Source organism: Cohnella sp. 56 (genome assembly GCF_037963805.1).
Classification (GTDB): Bacteria; Bacillota; Bacilli; order Paenibacillales; family Paenibacillaceae; genus Cohnella.
This window is the reverse complement of the sequence record NZ_JAZDQE010000001.1, coordinates 371,507-388,456: the sequence shown is the minus strand read 5'-3', so window position 1 is coordinate 388,456 and position 16,950 is coordinate 371,507. Positions and strand designations below refer to the sequence as shown.

General features: G+C 55.7%; 11 protein-coding genes. 1 reads left to right on the top strand and 10 read right to left on the bottom strand.

What is annotated here, in order from left to right; all coding sequences use genetic code 11:
- Positions 1-28: 28 nt before the first annotated feature.
- The 10 genes from VQ071_RS01715 to VQ071_RS01670 all read right to left on the bottom strand — a co-directional run bounded on the left by VQ071_RS01715 (position 29) and on the right by VQ071_RS01670 (position 14,663).
- Complete coding sequence (locus tag VQ071_RS01715) at positions 29-1,612, bottom strand: response regulator transcription factor (RefSeq protein ID WP_340512103.1); 1,584 nt, start codon at positions 1,610-1,612, stop codon at positions 29-31.
- Positions 1,613-1,619: 7 nt separating this feature from the next.
- Complete coding sequence (locus tag VQ071_RS01710; protein ID WP_340512102.1) at positions 1,620-3,362, bottom strand: sensor histidine kinase; 1,743 nt, start codon at positions 3,360-3,362, stop codon at positions 1,620-1,622.
- Between the two features lie 32 nt (positions 3,363-3,394).
- Positions 3,395-4,903 carry an ABC transporter substrate-binding protein gene (locus VQ071_RS01705; protein ID WP_340512101.1) on the bottom strand — a complete coding sequence of 503 codons (1,509 nt, stop codon included), beginning with the start codon at positions 4,901-4,903 and terminating at the stop codon, positions 3,395-3,397.
- Positions 4,904-5,004: 101 nt separating this feature from the next.
- Positions 5,005-6,585 carry an ABC transporter substrate-binding protein gene (locus tag VQ071_RS01700; RefSeq protein ID WP_340512100.1) on the bottom strand — a complete coding sequence of 527 codons (1,581 nt, stop codon included), beginning with the start codon at positions 6,583-6,585 and terminating at the stop codon, positions 5,005-5,007.
- Between the two features lie 139 nt (positions 6,586-6,724).
- Positions 6,725-7,657, bottom strand: a complete 933-nt coding sequence (locus tag VQ071_RS01695; protein WP_340512099.1) for a carbohydrate ABC transporter permease — start codon at positions 7,655-7,657, stop codon at positions 6,725-6,727.
- 15 nt (positions 7,658-7,672) lie between these two features.
- On the bottom strand, positions 7,673-8,596 hold the full coding sequence (locus tag VQ071_RS01690) for an ABC transporter permease subunit (protein WP_340512098.1): 924 nt from the start codon (positions 8,594-8,596) through the stop codon (positions 7,673-7,675).
- 194 nt (positions 8,597-8,790) lie between these two features.
- The gene (locus tag VQ071_RS01685; RefSeq protein WP_340512097.1) at positions 8,791-11,064 is read right to left on the bottom strand and encodes an AraC family transcriptional regulator; all 2,274 of its coding nucleotides are present in this window, start codon (positions 11,062-11,064) and stop codon (positions 8,791-8,793) included.
- 107 nt (positions 11,065-11,171) lie between these two features.
- On the bottom strand, positions 11,172-12,773 hold the full coding sequence (locus tag VQ071_RS01680) for an extracellular solute-binding protein (RefSeq protein ID WP_340512096.1): 1,602 nt from the start codon (positions 12,771-12,773) through the stop codon (positions 11,172-11,174).
- Between the two features lie 77 nt (positions 12,774-12,850).
- A complete protein-coding gene (locus tag VQ071_RS01675; RefSeq protein ID WP_340512095.1) occupies positions 12,851-13,741 on the bottom strand; it encodes a carbohydrate ABC transporter permease in 891 nt (296 codons plus the stop codon).
- Positions 13,742-13,754: 13 nt separating this feature from the next.
- Positions 13,755-14,663: an ABC transporter permease gene (locus tag VQ071_RS01670; RefSeq protein WP_340512376.1), complete on the bottom strand. Its 909-nt coding sequence runs from the start codon at positions 14,661-14,663 to the stop codon at positions 13,755-13,757.
- A gap of 346 nt (positions 14,664-15,009) precedes the next feature.
- On the opposite strand from VQ071_RS01670, the gene VQ071_RS01665 reads away from it, so the two are divergent.
- Positions 15,010-16,920 (top strand): carbohydrate-binding protein, encoded by a 1,911-nt coding sequence (locus VQ071_RS01665; protein WP_340512094.1) that lies wholly within the window; start codon positions 15,010-15,012, stop codon positions 16,918-16,920.
- Positions 16,921-16,950: the final 30 nt, after the last annotated feature.

Here is a 16,950-nt window from a genome sequence, read left to right as displayed (position 1 = left end):
TTGCGTCATTTGTTCTTCATATGTCGTCTTAAGTGCGGTTTTTCCGGTAAGCCATCGGGCTTACGCCGAATTGCTTCTTGAACGCCTTGGAGAAATAGGACAGGTTGCCGTAGCCCGCGATCAGCGCGATCTCGCTGATCGGCTTGACGCTGCCGCGCAGCAGCTCCCTGCTGAGCTTCATCTTCTCGGCTTGAATGTAATCTGTGAGCGATTCGCCCGTCTCCTTCTTGAATAGCCGTGAGAGGTATGCGGGATTGAGACGTACAAGCTCGGCAAGCTCGGCGCGTTCGATCCGATCGTCCAGATGGCTCTGGATGTAGAGCTTCACCTTGCGCACGATGGTGTCTTCTTCGCCCTGAACATAACGGATTGTTATGTCTGTCACCCGATACGCCCATTCCTCCATTTGCGAGATCGACTTGGGAGAGGAGGACTGTACAAGCGGCAGCGCACCGGCGAAAACCTCCTGTACGGTTTTGCCCCGCTTGTGCAGGACCGCGTAGATCGTCTGAAGCACGGAATGATAATAGATCGTCAGTGTGTCGGCGCGGCCGCCTTCGTATTTGAGTTCGGACAGGGAACGGTGAATACGCGACCGCAGCGTGTCTTTCTCGCCCTGCTCGATCAGCGCCGGCCAATCGGACAAGTCTACCGCGTTCAGTTGCTCCGGCGATTGCGCGCCCGGCTTGTACAGATGGACCGCGTGCGACTTGCTTATATTGTCATATTCCATCTTCAGCAAAGCCTCGTAGACCGGCTTCAGTCGCTCAAGCGGTACGGACTCGCCAATATAACAGGATACCTTGCAATAGAAGTGATTCCGGCAGTACATAATAAAGTTCTCGCAACGCGACGCAAGCGTATCTATGTTCATTTTGCCGTTCTTGCGGCTATAAATAAAAATGGCATTGGCATTGCTGCCATCCTGCACGGTGCAGCCCAAGCCGTCATCAAGCACGATCTCTTCGGCCACCTTGCGCACCGCATACTCCATCAGTTCCTCGTCCCGCTCGCTCAATGGCTGTGTCCATTGCTCGACGCTGATCAGGATCGGCCATACCTCCATCGTCTTCCGGTCGAACGGTACTGCGTACTCCCGCAGAGCTGCGTCGAGCGGTCCGGCCGTCGGCGAGATTCGCGACGAGAGCACATCCTGCCAGAACCGCTCGACCAGCAGCGGCTTTTTGCGCTCCCAGAAGGCTTCCGCCTTTTCCTGCGCGCTCTTCCACTCCCGTTCCGCCGCGATCATAGCCGCGATTTTGCGCACCTTGGCCGACACTTCCTCGAAGTCTACCGGCTTCAGCAAATAATCCTGGCACCCTAGCTGAATGGCGCGCTGGGCATAGTGGAAGTCGGCGTGGCAGGTGAGGAACAATGTAATGAGATCGGGCTGATATTCGCGAATCCACTCCAGAAGCTCAAACCCGTCTCCACCCGGCATCTCGATATCGCAGATGACGAGATCGACGATATTGCGGCGCAGGATATCTTCCGCATCCTGAATATTGTAGGCTTCGAATACGTCTCCGAACCCGAGCGAAGACCACGGCACGCCCGACCTCAGTCCCTCGACCGCATACACCTCGTCATCGACGATCAACAATTTCAGCATCCTGGTCCTAGTCTCCTTCCTGCGCATCCGTGCGGTACGGGATGACGATGACGACTCGCGCGCCTTTCGGCTCAGCCTGCTCCAGGCGAAGCTCGGCTTCTCCCCGATACCGCATCTTCAGATGGTTGTATGCGTTCCATATGCCGATGTGCGCCTTGGTAAAGGAAGGATCGGCCAACGTCTCCTCCAATCGCTCCATCAGTGCCGGAGGAAAGCCTTTGCCGTTATCCTCGATAATCAGCTCGCAAAACCGCTTATCGCCTCGATCCAGCACCCCGATCTTCACGGAGACACGAAACATCTCCCTCCCCGTCGAGAAGCCGTGCTTGAGCGCATTCTCGACGAAGGGCTGCACGGTCAGCGGCGGCAGCAGGGCTTTGGAGGCTGCCGCTTCCAGAACCCATTCGTATTCCAGATGCTTCGGAAAACGCAGCTTCTGGATATTCATGTAATGACCGACATTTTCCATTTCCTCGCCGACCGTAATCAGATGCTCTTTGAGGCGGGCGAAGAAGCGCAAATATCCAACCATATGGCGGGCCATTTGCTTGATAAGCTGCACCTTGCCCGTCTCGGCAAGATTGTAGATGACGTTAAGCGAGTTGAACAGAAAATGCGGATTCATTTGCAGCTGCAGCTGCTTCAGCTCTGCCCGCTGGGAACGGATCTCTTCTTCATAGACATGGATCTTAAGGTCCTGAATCTCCGAAGCCATCCGGTTGAACGTGTCGCCGATCAGCGCGAATTCAACGGAACGGCTGGCGACAAGCCGGGTATCGAGGTGGCCTTTGCCGATCTGCCGCATCCCCTTGACGAGCCGATGCATCGGCTCGATCACAAGCTTCTGCAAATACGCGAGGAAAATCAACAGCAGCATGCCGGCTGCAAACGGAATGACATAGCCGATACGCTGGAACAGCGGGACCTGCTGCAGCATGACCTTCTCCGGAATCAATACGGCCAGCACCAGATTGGACATTTGCAGCGAATGATCGACCATCAGATATTTCTCCGCACCGCGAATGGTCCGGTAGGCTTGCCCGTCGTCTCCGGCGACCGCGCTGCTGCCCTCGGACGCCGCATCCTCCGGCGGTCCGGGTATCAGCCATTCACCGGAACGATCGAGAAAGTAGGCACGAACGCTGCGGTCGCGGGCGATCAGCTGCAGTGGCGACATCAGATCGTCCAGTCTGATCAAGGCGCCGACATACGTGTTCGTATCGGTACGGACGATCCGCAACAAATAATGCTTGTCGCCAATACGGCAATTTTCCCAGAGGCTTTCGAATTTTCGGTGCCCTTCTCCCGCGCCGCTCTCGAACAGGTCCCTCAAATAATTGGAGATGACGGAAGCTTCCTCGTATGATTCCTGTTTGGGCTGAGCCACAATTAAATCACGGTTGTTCGGAATATACACGAAGTCCAGGTAGAGCCCTTTGTTATACGAGAAATCCGAGTATAGTCCCCTCGACACGGCCACACGGGTCAGCGCATACGCATCCCGATCGCCGAGATTGTATACGAGTGAGCGAATGTCCGATTCCTGGTTCGCCAGGCGGTACAAATAGCTGCCGCCGGTCTCCAGTGTCTGGTCGATCTGGTCTCCGTATAATGTCAACAAGCCGGCATTATAGCCGGCCACCTGCTCGCGGACGACCTGGCTCGAGTAATAATTCGTATATAATAAAAAACAAACGAGCGGAACAGTGAGCAGTCCGAACGCAACAATTACTTTTCGACGCAACGTCACGCGAAGTTCCCCTTTCGGTTTGCTGCGTCTGCTTACGGATTCAGAGGCGCTCGGACGGACTGCGCCCATGCATCGAGCTGCTTCTGCTTCTCGGCGATAATTCTGCCAAGTCCGGCAGCCTTCAGCTTCTCGATATACATCGGGATGTATTTGTCGGGATCGACCGTGCCTGTCCGGATCGCGCCGTCAAATTCCTTTTGTACGCTAAATGCGGCCGACACTTCATTTTTGACTTTTGTCGGGTCCCACATAAAGCCAAGCGCCGGCGATTTGACGGAGCTGTCGTTGAACGCCTTGAACTTTGCCCACTTGTCCCGGTCTTCATTGCGCCAGAGATACGCATTCATTTGGTTGCCGAACATCCAGGCCGTCCCTGGACTATACGTACTGTTCTGCGAGTCGACGCCTTCCGGATAGGAGAGCATACCGTTCGAGTCTTTGATATAGTGTCTGCCCTCTATGCCAAAATCGAGCAAATTGATCAACTGCTTGTCGGTATAAAGCAAATCGAGAAACATCATGGCCCGCTCTGGATCCGCACTTGTCCGCGAGATGGCCAGCATCGCGCCGGTTGCTTCCCCCGTCGTCGTCTGCGGTCTCGTGATATCCCGCTGGACCAGCTCGACGCCCAGCTGCGCGCTCATTTCCACGTCTTTGCCCGGCTTGGTCGTGACTGCAAACGCGAACGCTTTACCGGCTCTGACGATATTGTAAAGCTGATCGTCCTTGAGCGTCGCCGCGTCTTCGTTGATGAACCCCTCCAGATACCAATTGCGCATTTGCTTGACAGCATCCGTATAGGGTCTGGTCTCTAGCAAGTTGACGACCTTCAGATTCCCCGCGGCAGGATCGAGGACACCCAGGCCGTCGCCGAGAAGGTCCATCGTGTAGCCGGCAACAAGCCCCGGCACGGTGAGTCCCTCGGATTGAACAAGCGGCGTCACGTCCGGCTCGTTCTCCTTGATCTTCCGGAAGATCGGCGTCAGATCGGCCAGCTCGTGGATGCGATCCAGGTCAATGCTGTATTTGTCCACCAGATCTTTGCGGAACAGCAATCCGGCTGCGCCTGCAAACTCCTTCAAAGTGGGCACACCGTAGCTGTGTCCGTTAACCTGACTGCCCGCAATCCAGTTCGACCCGAGCGTCTTTATGATTCCCTGACCGTATTTTTCGAGCAGAGCGTCCAACTGCACGAACTGTCCCTTGGCTACATTGGCGTTGAAATTCAAATATGCGGCCGTGAACATCAGATCGAACTTCTCGTTGGAGGTAAACATGAGATTGGTCTTGTCGTTGTAGGCGCCCCAGTCGATCGGCTTCAGCTCGATCGCAGCGTTTATTTTCTCGGTCAGCCGTTTGTTGATCGCGTCCTGCACGAGCGCCAGATCCTTGGGCGTCGTGCCCGGATAATACATGATCAGCTTGTACTTGCTCTGTTCCGCCGGCCGGTGGGCTGTGCTGCCGCTCCAAGGATTGCAGCCCGCCAAAGCGAAAGCCAATCCGAACGTCATTGCGAGGATGAATGCCGGTTTTCTTTTCACTACGGCGGGCCGCCTCCTTCACCTTCTATTGCTCCAATATACACAAATAACGGAAAGCATGAACCTGTATCGATTCATGCTTTCCGAGACCCAACCAGAGGTTAACGGCTGGCAGCCCAGGCGTCCAGTTGTTTTTGTTTTTCGGCGATAATCTTGTCGAGACCCGCATCTTTCATTTTCTTGACAAATTGCGGCAAATACTTGTCCGGATCGATCGTGCCTGTTTGAAGCGCCGCTTCAAATTCGGATCTGACGTTGGTATCTGCTGCGACTTCGTTCTTCACATTCGTCGAATCCCAGACAAAACCAAGCGCAGGAGATTTAACCGAACTGTCATTAAATTCTTTAAACTTTTCCCACTTATTCGGATCCTCATTCGTCCAGAGATAGGTATTCATCTGGTTGCCGAACATCCAGGCGGCGCCAGGGTTGTAGCCGCTCGTCTGTGAGGTTATGCCTTCCGGGAAGTCGATGATCGTATCCGACTTCTTCACATAGTGCGTGCCCTCGAGGCCGAAGTCAAGCATATTCAGGAGCGTCTTGTCCGTGTACAGCAGGTTCAGGAACATCATCGCACGTTCCGGATCGGCAGAGGTGCGGGAGATTGCCAGCATCGCGCCTGTCGCTTCATTTGTGGTCGTCTGCGGCTTGCCGATATCCTTCTGCACCAAGTTTACACCAAGTTGCGTGGTCATTTCAGCATCTTTGCCCGGCTTGCCTGTTACTGCAAACGAGAAGCCTTTGCCTGCTTTGATCATGTTATACAGTTGATCGTCATTGATATTGGCTGCATCCTTGTTCACATAGCCGGCCTTGTTCCATTCGTACATTTTTTTGACCGCGGCCACATATTTTTCGTTTTCCCACAGATTGGTTACTTTCAGATCGCCGCTGGACGGGTCCAGCACGCCCAAGCTGTCGCCCAGGAAGTCCAGCGAGTAGCCGGTTACCAGGCCCGGCAGATTCAAGCCGTTCGTCTGAACCAGCGGCGTCACGCCCGGCTCGTTGTCCTTGATGGTCTTGAAGATCGGCGTCAGATCGTCCATCGAATTAACCGTGCTCAGGTCAATTTTGTATTTGTCGACCAGATCCTTGCGGAAGAGCATGCTGGTGGAGCCGGCGAACTCCTTCAGTGTAGGCAAGGCAAAGCTGTGGCCATTAATTTGGCTGCCTTGCAGCCAATCCTTGCCCAGTGTATCCTTGGCGCCTTGACCGAACTTCTCGATCAGATCGTCCAGCTGCAGGTATTGTCCCTTCGAGGCGTTCGCGTTGAATTGAAGCCAGGAGGCCGCAAAAATAACGTCGAATTTATCGCCCGAAGTAAACATCAGGTTGGTCTTGTCGTTCCACGCGCCCCAATCGATCGGCTTCAGCTCAATTGTAGCATTGATTTTTTCCGTCAAATATTTGCTCATTGCATCCTGGACCATCTTCAAATCTTTGGGCTCTCCGCCCGGATACACCATCACAATCTTGTAAGGCTCCAGCTTGGATGGGTCCGTGCCGTTTTCCGACGCACTCGGAGATGCGTCAGTGCCGGATGATGCCGAAGCTTCGGAGGAAGGAGATGCGCTCGCAGATGGAGAGCTCTGATTGTTGTTCGCGCTATTTCCGCAAGCCGATAAACTGAGCGCGAGCACCGTTGCCAAACTCAAGGCCATGCTGACAGGTTTCTTTTTCATTTTTTGACCTCCGCCATTTTTTTGGGATAATTGAATCGATACTGCTTTAAACCCTTAGCGCAAATTCGTTTTCGGTCACTAGCCCAGCTCTCGGCATCCCCTCCTTCAATAGTAAGCTCAGCCTTCTAACGATGCCGAATCAGCCCTTGACCGCTCCGATCGTCAGTCCCTGCACCAGATAGCGCTGGAGAAACGGGTAAGCGAGTACGATCGGTCCGACGCCGATGATGGCCATTGCCATCCGCACGGTTTCTGTCGGTACAGTAGCCAGCACGCTCGAGGTCACGTTTGAATTGGCATGCGACGCCAGGAACTGAATGTCCATAAGCGTTTTTTGCATCACGTACTGCAGGCTGTACAACGAGGAATCAGATACGAAAATCATGGAATTGAACCAGTCGTTCCAATAAGCCAGCGTGCTGAACAATCCGATCGTCGCCAGCACGGGCAGCGACAGCGGCATCACGATGGTCCACCAGATCCGAAACTCCCCCGCGCCGTCGATAGTGGCTGACTCGATCAGGGCCGGCGATATCCCCTGAAAAAACGTGCGCATGATTAAAATGCTGAACCCGTTCATTAGCAATCCCGGCAGGATCAGCGCAAGGATGCTTTCCTTGATGTTGATCACGGTCGTATAGACCAGATACCAGGGAACAAGACCGCCGCCAAAAAGGATGGTGATAAAAACGAAGAAGGAGAAGCCCGTCCTCCAGGGGAAGTCGCGTCTGGCCAAAGGATAAGCGTATAGCGCCATCGTCAGCAGACCCAGAATCGCCCCCGCCACCGTGACAAAAATCGTAATGCCGTAAGCGTGAAAAATTGTCGCTTTGTCCTGCCAGAGGAACGAATAGGCTGCTGTGCTGAACTTGTGGGGAATTAACGAGTAGCCGTTCCTGTAGATCGAATTTTCGTCGGTAAACGAAATCAGGATAACGAGCAGCAGCGGCAGCAGGACCAGGAGAGAACCCAGTGCAAACAGGACATGAAGCGCCGCTTGGAACCATGAAATCTTCTTTCTCTTTTTGGCGGGCACCGGACGCAATGGTTTTGCCGCATTTAAATTTTGCATAATCACTCTCTCCTGTCAGAACAAAGCATTCTCTTTGCTGATTTTTCGAACGATGTAATTGACGGTAAGTACCAGCACGAAGCCTACCACTGCCTGGAACAAGCCCGCCGCGGACGACATCCCGATATCACCCAATTTCATGAGCGCGCGATAGACATACGTGTCGATGACATTCGTCGTCCGCAAAATCGTTCCCGAGTTCATCGTCACCTGATAAAACAATCCGAAGTCGGAGTTGAATATTCTGCCAACCTGCAGGAGCGTCATGATAATAATGATGGGCGTAATCAAAGGGATCGTAATTCGGGTAAATTGCTTCCACCGGTTCGCGCCGTCGATGTAGGCCGCTTCGTAATAATCTTTGTCCAGCCCCACAATGGCAGCCAGATAGACGACGCTTCCGTACCCGACGCCCTTCCACGTGTTCACGATCGTCAGAATGTACGGCCATACCTTGGGCTCGTTATACCAGTTGACAGTGTCCAGCCCGAGCATCGGCAAAATCTTTTTGTTCATAAACCCATAATCCGCACTCAAGAACGCGTACACGAGATAGCTGACAATAACGGCCGAGAACAAGTAAGGCAGCAGAATCAAGCTCTGATACGCCCTGGCCAGGAATCGAATCCGGATTTCGTTCAGCAACACCGCGAGCGCCACGGCGAGCACCAGGTTAATCACGATAAATGAGAAATTGTACAAAATCGTATTCCTGGTAATGATGTAAGCGTCTTGAGTCGAGAACAGAAATTCGAAGTTTTTAAGTCCCGCCCATTCGCTGCCCCATATTCCTTTGGAGTAATTCATATTTTTGAATGCAATCACAATCCCGAACATCGGAAGATAGTTATTCAGCAGCAAGTAGAGCACACCTGGCGTCAACATCAGCAGCAACGCTTTGTGTTTTCTCAGTTTTTTGAAAAAGGATGATATCGACATGGCGTTCGGAAAGTCTCCCTTCAAGTAAGCATGGCTTTATTCTAGTCTGCCGGAAGCAGGCACACACACCGCGGCAGTGACCTGTATTTGTACTTTGGTGACTTCCTGAATAACAAAAAAAAGCGATTCGGTCCGGCCCCGAATCGCTTCTCCGCTTATTATTGGGTTGGTATCCGGCGCTCATCGTCCTCGCCTCAAGCTTCTTCCGGCCGCTCCGCCTCTTCGGCGCCGCTCCGCTCCTCGCTCTTGCGGTAGTCCGTCGGCGTGAGCCCGTAATGTTTTTTGAATATCCGGTGGAAGTACGACGTATTGGTGAAGCCCGTCCGCTCCGCAATCTCGGCTATCGCCATATGCGTCTCGCCGAGCAGCGTCATGGCATGCTCGAGCCGTACCTTCTGAATCATGTCGACGATCGTCTTCATCGTGTACTGCTTGTACAGACGTCCTACGTAGCTCGGAGAGATGTTCATCTGCTCGGCTACCGAATTGAGCGACAGATCGGGGTTGCCGTACTGCCGGCTGATCAGCTCATTGATCTGGACGATCAGGTCCTCCTGGCGATTTTTGCGTTTGCCTTCCACCTTGATCTGGGCTTCCGACAGCAGCTCTCCGATCAGGGCATCGGCTTCCGCGCGTGTCTCGATCCGGGACGTCGGCGGCCAATGCCTGTCCGGATGGTTCGCGAACTCGATGCCGTGATTGCGCTCGAGCATCGTCAGCGTCTGGGCGAACGCCGCCTTGAGCCGCGCCAGCAATTCCTCGGCGGCCTGGATCGGATAGTGCCGCGTCTCGCCCAGCAGCTCGGCGCAGATCGCGCGCGCTTCGTCCGTCTTGCCGGCCAATACGGCTTCGGACAGCCTGCGCTCGCGGTCCGCCGGATACCGGTATTCCTTGACCGGCGGCACGATGGTGTCGGGCGCATACAGAATCGCGCCCAAGCCTGCGTGGAACCGGTACTTCAGCGCTTCGGCCGACTGGCGGTACAGCGCGCCCAGGTGCAGGAACTGCCGGTCGGAGGCCGTGTAGGCGATCGACAGCCCGAGTCCGAGATGCTCACGGGTCGCATTCTGAATCTGCTTGAGCATCGAACGCATGTAGGTCTCGTCCAGCTGCTCGGCCGATACGCCGGACATGCCGAGCAGCAGCAGAACATGCCCTTCCTCGAGATCGATCGTCTCTGCCTGATAAGCCTGATTCGCAAGCTCCGACGCGATGTTCATGATCGCATATTTGTATACATGCACATCCGGTCCCCGCGCTTCGTCGAATGCCGGGTAGCCGTCGATCCCGAGCAGGGCGATCCGGTACTCCCCCTGGATATCGAAGCCGATGCCCATGGCGGCGAACCGCTCGCGCAGCGTCTTCGGATTAATTGGCTCGCGGCCGAGCACGAGATTGCGCAGATACGTCTGCCGGACCGAGAATAAATTGTTGCGCCGGTCGACCTCCAGCATATTGACCCGGTTCGCCATCTTGTCGATCGGCGCATACAATCTGCGCGTCTGGATCCATGACAGCAGCAGTCCGAATACTAAAATTCCGAGCGTGATGAGGACCGTCGTTCGCCGCATATCCTCCACCTTGCTCGTGAGGGCGGCATAGGAGCTCACACGGACGTAGCGCCAGTCCATGTCATCGGCCTGCGTGTAGGAGACGAGCGACCGTTCCCCCGCGTAGCGGCCGACAAAGTAGCCTGCATCCGGACGACTTGCGATCCGATCGACCAGTTCGCCCGCATCCTTATCATCGCTGTCGTCGTCCGCGAATTGCAGCTTGCCCGTATTGTCGATGATGAACGTCTGTCCGATCTTGCTGCTGCCGGTACCGCCGATATCTTTGTGAATCCAGTCCGCATCGATGTTGACGACGATCGCCGAATTGAGCGAGTTGTCGGGCGAGCTGATCGCATCGTAGAACAAATAGGTGTATACCGCCTTGCGCTCCGAATGCGCCTCATCGGTCCACACATAGCGGGGAATCGGAACCAGAGGCTTGTAGGCCGTATAGTTTTCCAGCAGCGTCAATATATCTTTGTCGGCCAGCTCGCTCTTGGCGTATTGGCCGTTCTGTCCATGGGCAGCCGCGATATAGACGTTCGCGGTATTCGGATTGTAGGCATATACCGAATCGATATAAGGCATCGTCACAATATAATTGTTCATCTCGCTCAATGCGGCCACCATGTCGTAAACGTTGGGCGCGCCGTAATAGAGCAGCTGGGTGATCGTCGAATTGCGGTACATCTGAAACGTAAGCGTCTGCGCGCTCTCGGTCATCGTCCGCACCTCCCGGCTCGTCTGTTCGAGGCTGTCGAGGTCGGAGCGGTATACTTGGCCGAGGGCGATCCGGTTAAAATAAAAAAACAAAATCGTCGAGGCGACCGTCAGCGTGACGGCCGTCACGAGTACGATCCCGAGCAGCAGCTTCATATAAAGGTTCATCTGGCGAAATGCGGTCAACAGTCGCAAAGGAATCCCTCTTTCCGTCCTCGCATGATAACCGCCAAGAGAGCCTGCCGGCAACCCGGCACGGCTCTCCTGCGGCTAAGCTGCCGCTCCTTGGGACAATCGCAGAATTATTTGATGCCTGCGTCTGCCGTATAGGCCAGCCATTGCTGCTTGTACGATTCCTGTATTTTTTCCAGACCGGCCTGTTTGGCTTTGGCCATGGCGGTGTCGATGCCTTTCTGAATGTCGGGCAGAAGTCCCGCATACAGCGGGTAGAAATATTGCTTCTCGACCTGCTCGAGTGCGGCGCGCTCGGGCTGGTAAGTCGAGTAATCTTCCGCGAAGCCCGTGAACAGGTCCGGCTTCGCGACCTTGTCGAGCTCGTCGAAGATGGCTTTGACCCCGTCGTAGCCTTGATCGAACAGCATGTACTCGGGATTGCGCCATGCCCAGCCCTGCATGCCTTCGCGCGGGAAGCCGTTCGACGAGCTGTCGCCGACCATCTTGTAGTAGCCGTTTTCCACCGTATAATTTTTGCCTTCGATGCCGTATTCGGTCAGTTGGTTATACCGCTTGTCCGTGACCAGCTTCTCGTAGAAGGCGAGCGCCCGCTCCGGATTGTCGCTGCTCTTCGGAATCGCAAAGCCATTGTGGATCGGATGCACCGGCGTAGCGAAGCCGCGCACTTCCGCATACGGCGTATAGCCCAGCTTCCAGTCGGGATGGAGCGACTGCATCTTGGTGTTGTACTCGTTGAAGCGCGTCGGATTGTCGCCGAGGAGCGCCGCCGCCTTGCCGTTGACGACGAGGTCGCCGGCGATTTCCTTCTGGTTCAGCACGTTTTTGGGGAACAGCCCCTTCTCCGCCCAGCGGCGAATCAACTGCAGGTCGGACGCCTGCTCCTCCGAGCCCCAGTAGGAGTATACTTCGCCGGGCGAATGATACTTGATGCCGATGCCGTACGGGAGCTTGGCGCCAACCGTATCGTCCGTCAGCTCGCGCAGCGGATAGACGAGATTGTCCGTGACGCTGTCGATCGCCAGCGGCATCATCGCAGATTCGTTCTTTTTGATTCCGTCCAGGTACGCCTCCATGCTGGCGAGATCCTTCGGCACGGGCAGATCGTACTTCTCGCGCAGATCCTCGCGGTATACGAAGCCGTTTGTCACATATTCCTTGTACGTCGAAGGCACGGTATAAATCTTGCCCTTGACCTTCACCGCGTCCCACATGTCCGCCGGCACGAACGCCTGCAGCTTGGGCGCCGCCTGCGGCAGCAGATCGTCCAGCGCCAGGAAGGCGCCGCTGTTGGCATAAACCTGGAACTGCGTCCACTCCGCCGTATAGAGGAGATCGACCTGCTGGCCCGAGGACAGCAGCAGCTTGTACTTCTGATCCCAGTCCGTCCACGTCGTGAAGTTGAACTTGATCGTCGCGTTCAGCTCCGCCTCGGCCATCTTGTTCACCTCGGCCTGGATCACATCCAGATCCTTGGGCGCGTCTCCGAGCATGTAGAACTGCAGCGTGACATGCTTGGACGTATCGATGCCCGCCGGAGCCGCGGATGCGGACGAGGCGGACGCCGACGGCTCGGACGGTGCGGCGGCACTCGATGCGGATGACGCCGACGGAGCGGATGTGTTGTCGTTGCCGCCGCTGCAGGCGGACAATGCCGAAGCCAGCGTCAGCGCGCCCACCGACAGGGCAAGCGCCTTCTTTTTGTGAGACATGTGAATCCTCCCTTAATCTTCATAGTATATATGTTAGCCGTCCGCGGGGCGATGCCCGCGGCGGTTCTAACCGAGAGTTAGCCCTTGACTGCGCCGATCGTGAGTCCCTTGACGAAGTAGCGCTGCACGAACGGATACAGCAGCAGTATCGGCCCCGTCGCGATGATCGCCATCGACATCTTCATCGTCTCGGTCGGGATGTCGCCGCCGAGCGAGACGCCGTTGCCGCCCATGGACGCCATGAACGACACGGTGTTGATGACGTTGTACAAATAATATTGAAGCTGGTACAAGTCCGCGTGGTTGATAAACAGCGAGGACAGCAGCCAGTCGTTCCAATAGCCCAGCGCCAGAAACAAGCCGACGGTCGCGATCCCCGGCATCGACAGCTGCAGTACGATGCGGCTGTAAATCCGGAAATCGCCGGCGCCGTCGATTTTGGCGGACTCGGTCACTTCTTCGGGCACTGCGGAGCGGATAAAATTTTTCATCAGAATGATGAGGAACGGCGTCATCAGCCCCGGGAAAATGAGGACGGTGTACGTATTGGTCAGCTTGAGATACTTGGTGAACAGGATGTACCAAGGCACGAGTCCGCCGCCGAACAACGTCGTAAAATAAATGATAAAAGCGAACACATTGCGGTATCGAAAGTCCTTGCGCTGAAGCACATAACCCGCCATCGTGATGAAAAACAGGCCGAGCAGCGTGCCGGCAATCGTCGTCAGCGACGTGACGCCGTAGGCGCGCAGCACCTGATCGGGAAACTTGAATATCATCTCGTAGCCCTCGAACGACAACTTGCCGGGCCACAGCCGGTAGCCCTCCCGCACGAGCGTATCGTTGCGGGTAAACGATGCGGATATAATGAGCAGAAACGGCAGCAGGCACAGGATCGTCGAAAAGGTAACGACCGCGTAGGCGATCCATTTGAACAAGCCCGAGTATTTTTCCTCTTTGATTTTCACAGCTGCGGTCCCCCTAGAATAAGGCGTAGTCTTCGTTGATCTTGCGGATGATCGCGTTGACGGTCATGACGAGCGCGAATCCGAACAGCGATTGATAGAAGCCCGCCGCCGAGGCCATCCCGATGTCGAATGTGACCTTAAGCGAACGATACACGTACGTATCGAGAATGTCGGTGGCATTGTAGAGCATCCCGTTGTTGCCGATCAGCTGATAGAACAGATCGAACTGACCCTTCATAATGCTGCCCAGCGCGAACAGCAGCAGGACGACGAACGTCGACTTCAGCATCGGGATCGTAATATAGCGAATGCGCTGAAAGATGTTGGCGCCGTCGATCTTCGCGGCCTCGTAGTACTCGTCGCTGATGCCCGTAATCGCGGCCAGATAGATGACCATGCTGTAGCCGAGGTTTTTCCACAAGTAGAAGAAAATCAGGAGCGGCACCCACACCCAGGGCGTGCTGTACACGTCGACCGGATTCATGTTCCAGCCCTTCAGCAGCGTATTGAGGAAGCCGCTCTCATAATTGAAGATGTTGTACACGATAACGCTCAGGATGACGAACGAGATGAAGTAGGGCAGGAACATGATCGACTGGCTCAGCTTTTTGAACCACTTCAGCTTCAGCTCGTTCACAAGCACCGCAAGCACGATGGCCGCGATATTGCCCAGAATGATGAACGCCGCGTTGTAGCCGAGCGTGTTGAGCGTCAGCCGCGTCAGAATGCCCGACCGCCAGAGGAACTCGAAGTTCTGGAATCCGACGAAGTCGCTGTCGAACAGACTCTTGTTGAAGTCGAATCTCGTGAAGGCATAATAGATGCCCACCATCGGCAAGTAGTTGTTGACGACAAAAAACGCGACGGTCGGAATCAGCATCAGGAACAGCATTCGGTTGGTGACGATCTCCCGCAGGAGCATGCTTTTTTTAATCACGGAAAGCCCCTCTCCTTTGTGTCGGCTAGCGTGTCCGGTTAGCCTGCTTGTGTGACTTCAGTCTAGGCGGGGCAAGGACTTGCGGGCTATAGTAAAGATTCGCAAAAGGTGAACAATCTCGCGATTCGACGTTGCATTATCTCGACCGGAATGAATCATTTCCGCGACATTGCCGGATTCGCTGGCGCGGCCGCCCACGATCGGTATAATACGAGTTGATCATGATCGCAGCGCCTTGCAAGCGCTTCAATTCAGCACGGAAGCCAGCAATCAAGTCAGCATGAAATCAGCAATGAAGCGTACGAAAATCCTGTTCGATGGAGGGATGATGATGAAGTTGAGGAAAATGAAAGCTGCGGTATGCGCCCTGCTGTCTCTGTCCATGCTCCTGACCTTCGCGGCCGCCGCCTCGGCGTACGCCCACCCGGCCAGCAGCGTGACCGCCAGCGAGTTTGCCGTCATTCAAGCGAAGGTCAATGCCAATCAGTCGCCCTGGAAGGAAGCGTACGACGCCTTGATCGCCGACGCGAACGCCGGTCTGTCCGTGACGAGCCATGCCGTCGCCGTCTGGAATATCCCGGGCTACTACGCGGACGCCGCCGGCCACGACGCGGCGAAGGCGCTGCTGGACCGCGATGCCGGCGCCGCCTACGCCGCCGCGCTTGCCTACAGATTTACCGGCAGCACCGCCTATGCGAACAAAGCCAAGGAGCTGATCAACGGCTGGGCGTATACGAATACGTCCACGACCGGGTCGGACGGCCCGCTCGTCTCCGCCTATCTCGGCGTCGGACTCATTCTGGCCGCCGATCTGATCAAAGATTACGGCAGCTGGAGCCAGACCGACCAGACCCAGTTCAAGAACTGGATCGCATCGGTATGGCTGCCCAAGTGGGACAGCATGAACAGCCGCAACAACTGGTGGGACTGGAGCCTGTACGCGCAGCTCGCATACTATCAATTCACCGACAATACGACCGCCTTCGCGGCGGAAGTCGCCAATCTCAAGACGCAGATCGACACCTCGATCGACGCGAACGGATTTCTGCCGGAGGAGGCTTCGCGGGGCGGCAACTCGCTGTGGTACCATTACTTCGCGCTGGCGCCGATGACAGCCGCGGCGGAGATCGTGAAGAATACGACGGGGGAAAATCTGTTCACCTGGGTCTCGCCCGGCGGGAAGAGCATCAAGCTGGCCGCGGACAAGCTGTTCTATTATGTTAACGGCCATGTGAACGAATGGCCCTACGGCAGCAACCAGGGCTATCCCGCCCAGCTCAACTCGCATCAGTATCCGCTCAATATGTACGAGGGCCTGGCCGAGATTTATCAAAACATGAATTATGAAATCTACGTTACGCAGTACCGGCCCGTCGGCGCAGTGCTGAACGGAGATCGCATCCATTCCTTCGCCTGGGTCTATCCGACCCTGCTGCGGACCGATATCCCGGTCATCCCGGGACCCGGATACGCCAAGATCGAGGCCGAGAACTATTCGGGCAGCTACAAGATCAGCACGGCTGCGACGGTGGACGAGGGCGGCGGCCTCATGGTCCGGTCCACGGACAACAACGACTACGTCTATTATACGAACCTGAACATGGGCAACGGCACGAATGCGTTCCAGCTTCGGTATGCGACACCCAATACGGACGGCACGGTGGAGTTCAGAATCGGCAGCCCGACCGGTACGCTGCTCGGTTCGCTGCTGCTGCCCTCGACGGGCAGTTGGTCGACCTATACGACGGCAACCATCCCCGTCACCGGCGCGAGCGGCATTAAAAATGTGTATATGGTGTTCAAAAAGGCATCGTCCGGCAGCGTAGCGGACATCAACTGGTTCGGCTACACGACGGCCACAACGGTAGAAGCAGAAAATTATTCGGTCCAGCACGGCCTCAGCGTAGGCGCGACCTCGGACACGGGCGGAGGAAGCAAGCTCGGCTCCTCCGACAACGGCGATTATGCCGGGTACAACAACGTGAACTTCGGATCGGCAGGCGTGTCCGCGATCGAGGTCAGGTACGCGACGCCGAATACGAACGCCACGATCGAATTCAGGTCCGGCAGTCAGACCGGGACGCTGCTCGGCTCCATCCTGCTGCCCGCGACGGGCGGCTGGGGCACTTACAGCACGGTCAGTGTGCCCGTCTCCGGTGCGACCGGCGTGCAGAACGTGTACCTGGTGTTCAAAAAACCGGCCAGCGGCAGCGTAGCGGACGTGAACTGGTTCAGATATTAATGAAGCTTCTCCCGTAAATAACAAAGCGAG